At 69.7% G+C, this 2,589-nt stretch carries 2 protein-coding genes and 2 pseudogenes; all 4 read right to left on the minus strand.

Going from position 1 to position 2,589, the window contains the following annotated elements; all coding sequences use genetic code 11:
- Window positions 1-549 (minus strand): annotated as a pseudogene (locus HY68_RS44890) (branched-chain amino acid ABC transporter permease); the annotation flags it as partial.
- A 1-nt stretch (window position 550) separates the two neighbouring features.
- Window positions 551-1,744 (minus strand): ABC transporter substrate-binding protein, encoded by a 1,194-nt coding sequence (locus HY68_RS08615; RefSeq protein WP_041986502.1) that lies wholly within the window; start codon window positions 1,742-1,744, stop codon window positions 551-553.
- A 101-nt stretch (window positions 1,745-1,845) separates the two neighbouring features.
- Window positions 1,846-2,247 (minus strand): roadblock/LC7 domain-containing protein, encoded by a 402-nt coding sequence (locus HY68_RS08620; protein ID WP_041986505.1) that lies wholly within the window; start codon window positions 2,245-2,247, stop codon window positions 1,846-1,848.
- Window positions 2,244-2,589 (minus strand): annotated as a pseudogene (locus HY68_RS44540) (histidine kinase); the annotation flags it as partial. The gene HY68_RS08620 and the pseudogene HY68_RS44540, both read right to left, overlap by 4 nt.

A 2,589-nucleotide genomic window follows, 5' to 3' on the forward strand; every position in this document is an offset into this window, starting at 1 on the left:
GGCCGCCAGCATCTGCGGGTCGTCGGCGGCGGCACGTACCGCGGCGCCGACCCGGGTCCTGGTCAGCACCCAGGTACCGAACGCGGCGAGCAGCAGCGCCATCACGATGAAGCAGAGCCGGTACGCGGGGTACCGGTGGCCCAGCAGCGTCACCGACGAGTCGAGCGCCTCGGGGACGCGGACGGGGAGCTCGTCCGCCCCGAAGAACTGGATGAGCAGATCACCGCCGATCAGGGCGAGCCCGAACGTCAGCAGTGCTTGCGCGAGATGCCCACGCCGGGCGAGCGGTGCGGTCGCGGCGGAGAGACCCGCCCCGGCCGCGCACGCCGCCGCGGTCCCGGCGGCCAGCCCGAGGGCCAGACCGCCCCAGGTCCCGTCGCTCAGCTCGGCTCCCGTGTACGCGCCGATGGCGTACAGCGTGCCGTGCGACAGGTTCAGCACCCCCGCGGTGCCGAAGGCGAGACTCAGGCCGGCGGCGACGACGAACAACAGCAGCCCGTAGGCCACTCCGTCCACCGCCGGCATGAGGTGGGCATCGATGGATCCCATGTCAGCCGCCGAGCGTCGCCAGGTCCTGCACCACGACGTTGGCGAGCTGGTCACCGTCGGGCCGTACCTGACGCAGGTACCAGGACTGCACGGGCGAGTGCGCCTTGTCGCCGAACTCCCAGGCGCCGCGCGGGCTGTCGATCTGGCCCAGGCCGCCGATGGCCTTGTTGATGGTCTGCGGCGTGACGTCGCCCTTCTTCGCCGCGTCGGCTATCGCCTTGTCCAGGACGGAAGCGGCGTCGTACGAAGCCATCGCGTACGTGGTGGGCTGCGAGTCGTGCTCGGCCGTCCAGTCGGCGACGAACGTACGGTTGGCCTGGTTGTCCAGGTCCGCCGCGTAGTTCAGGACCGAGTAGATGCCCTTCGCCGCGGGGCCCTGCGCCTGGAGCACGCTGCCCTCGGTGACGAAGGCCGTGTACAGCGGCAGGTCGGCGACGTCGGACTGCGCGTACTGCTTGGCGAAGTCGATCGCGGCCTTACCGGCGTAGAAGCTGTACACCGCCTTGGCGTCGGACTGCGCGATCTTCGCGAAGTACGGCATGAAGTTGGTGGTCTGCGGGAACGGCGTCCAGGCGGTCTTCCCGTCCGGGTTGGCGAGCTTGCCGCCGATGCGCTTGTACTCGTCGGTGAAACCGCGCAGTTCGTCGTAGCCGCCCTGGTAGTCAGGGCCGATCGCGTAGACCGGTCCGTTGACCTTCTCCTTGACGTACGGGGCGATGGCCTTGCCCGGCTCGTCGGACAGGAAGCTCGTCGTCCAGACGTAGCTGAGGTCCTTGATGGGCGGCCGGGCGTTCGACCCCAGGAAGGGGATCTTGGCCTGGTCGACCAGCGGCATCACCGCGGCGACCGAACCGCCACTGACGAGACCCGTCAGGACGTCGACCTTGTCCTTCTTCACCAGCTTGGTGGTCGCGGGCACCGCGGTGGGCGGGCCGTCGCCCTCGTCCGCCACGAGCAGTTCGACCTTGCGGCCGCCCAGCTTGTTGTCGTGGGTGTCGAGGTAGAGCTTGAAGCCGGCCTCAAGCTCGGTGCCGACCGGCTTGTACGTGCCGGACAGGGAGGCCACCAGGCCGACCTTCACGGTGTCGTCGTCGCCGGCGGCGCTGTTGCCGCTGCACCCGCTCGCGGCCGCCAGACCGAGGACGAGGACGGTGGCGCCGACCGGCCGGAATCTACGGCGGCGTGAAGGGGATATATGTCGAAGAACATGAAAGCTCTCATCAGGTGGAGGGGGCGGGACAGCTCGTACGGATGGTGCGGTCGTACGGTGAAGCGGCTACGGAGGCGGCCCTGCGGTCAGCCGGGCAGCGTGCTCGGGTCGCGGACCTGGGGCGACAGCGAGTCGCCCACCTGGTTGATCAGTTCGGACATCATGTAGCTGACCTCACCGATGTCCGCGTCCCTGGTGGTGGTCACCAGCAGGGAGGCACCGCTGGAGACGGCCATCGAGAACATGTAGCCGCCCTCCATCGCGGTGAGGCTGTGCTCGACGGGATCGGTGTTCGTCAAGTGCGCAGCGGCGGACAGCAGGTTGACCACACCTGAGGAGATGGCGGCCAGCCGGTCGGCGTCGTCCTGGCTCACCCCGGTGTAGGCCAGGGCCAGTCCGTCCACGGACACGGCGATGGCCGAGGAGATCTCCGGGATGCGTCCGGCGAAGCCGCTCAGTATCCAGCTGAGGTCGGTGGGTGAGGTCATTTCTTGCTCCGTTCGGTGTCGGCGTCGCTGGCGGAGCGCCCGCGGTTCGTACTCCTGCTGATCCCCTGGGTGTATGCCGCCAGGACATCAGAGACCTGCCGGGAGTCCCGGCGGCGGGGTGACGGCCTCGGTGTGGCGGCTGCCGAACGCGGTTCGGCACTGTCCTTGTTGCCCAAGGTGGGCCATTGCTGCGGGGTGTTGCGCTGCCGCAGCGGCAGTCCCGAGGAGCTGACGCCGGCGACACGCGAGACCGGTTCGTCGCGCACCGGGTCGCGCACGGGGCGCGCGGCGGGCGGGGGGCCCTGGCGGACTCCGCCCTGGTACCCGCCGGACGCCTGGCCG

The organism is Streptomyces sp. AcH 505, assembly GCF_000818175.1.
In the GTDB taxonomy this organism is placed as follows: domain Bacteria; phylum Actinomycetota; class Actinomycetes; order Streptomycetales; family Streptomycetaceae; genus Streptomyces.

Excerpts from the sequence above, each read along its gene's own strand:
- HY68_RS08620 (WP_041986505.1), bottom strand. The coding sequence starts at position 2,247 with ATGACCTCACCCACCGACCTCAGCTGGATACTGAGCGGCTTCGCCGGA.